Genomic DNA, 1259 nt, shown 5'->3' on the forward strand with positions numbered 1-1259 from the left:
CAGTGGCTGAAACGGCCATGTTCCGGTTCAAAACGCTTCTGGGTGGTCATCTAAGTCTGCGTGACTACGATGCTCAGGTGGGTGAAGCCATGGCGATGGTCAAAGCGCTTAACCGGATCACGCTATATCACGCTATTAGGAATGCCGAACAGTATTCGCATCACGTAACAATCGACCCGATGGGGCACAGTCGTTACAAGTTCTGATTTATTCAACAAAGCCGATATGCAGCAGTCGTTATCAGAGTCTGTGGTGCGTGTGCGGGAAGCCAGCGAGCAGATAGATGTAGGCAGCCGTGAACTGGCGCAAGGCAATGAAGATTTATCACGCCGCACCGAAGAGTCTGCCGCTTCGTTGCAGGAAACCGCGGCCAGTATGGAGCAACTGACGGCTACGGTGCGCAACAACGCGGACAATGCACGCCAGGGACATGCGTTGGCAGAAGATGTGGCGCAAACGGCGCAGCAGGGCAACAAAGTGGTACAGGAAGTGATGGCGAAAATGCAGGAGATTGCGACCAGCGCCAACTGCATTGGTAATATTCTCGGGGTGATTGACGGTATTGCGTTCCAAACCAACATACTGGCGTTGAACGCTGCCGTGGAAGCCGCGCGTGCAGGTGAACAAGGGCGTGATTTTGCGGTAGTGGCCAACGAAGTAAGAACGCTGGCACAACGCAGCTCGCAAGCGTCAAAAGAGATTCATGCGCTGATCGTGGACTCCAACACGCGCGTCAGCGAAGGGTCAACCCTGACGGCTCAGGCCAGTGAAACCATGTCCGCCATTTCAACGCAGATCATTAACGTTAATGTGTTGATGAAGGAAATCGCGCAGGCATCCCAGGAACAGAGCCACGGTATCGATCAGGTCAATATTGCGGTCACACAGATGGAAGTGGTTGCACAGCAAAATGCATCGCTGGTAGAGGAAGCGACGATGGCAACCCGTTCGCTGGAGGATCAGTCAAGGCAGCTGATTTCGGCGATGGATACCTTTAAAGTGCGGCGTGCACAACCGTTGCCGGGGACCACATTGTCAGCATCGGCACTGTTGACACACGCGTCGCTGTAGGTTGTTGCTGAAGAGTAAAAGGGAAATTCCGGGCCAGGCCGGAATTTCCCTTGCAGTGATAACTTGTATTAGTCGCGACTTGATCTGACACTGGACCTTGCAAGGTTGAGAGTTACCGGTTTTGATATGGGTGTCCAATCCTTATACAAAACACGAGGTAACTCTCATGATTCATACTAACAATCCCA

General features: G+C 52.7%; 2 pseudogenes. Both read left to right on the forward strand.

Annotation, left to right across the window (positions count from 1 at the left end):
• Positions 1–168 (forward strand): annotated as a pseudogene (locus tag ACTBDZ_RS17905) (IS5/IS1182 family transposase); the annotation flags it as partial.
• Between the two features lie 57 nt (positions 169–225).
• Positions 226–1071: pseudogene (locus tag ACTBDZ_RS17910) on the forward strand (methyl-accepting chemotaxis protein); the annotation flags it as partial.
• Positions 1072–1259 lie beyond the last annotated feature (188 nt).

It is taken from the genome of Symbiopectobacterium sp., assembly GCF_051710365.1.
Classification (GTDB): Bacteria; Pseudomonadota; Gammaproteobacteria; order Enterobacterales; family Enterobacteriaceae; genus Symbiopectobacterium.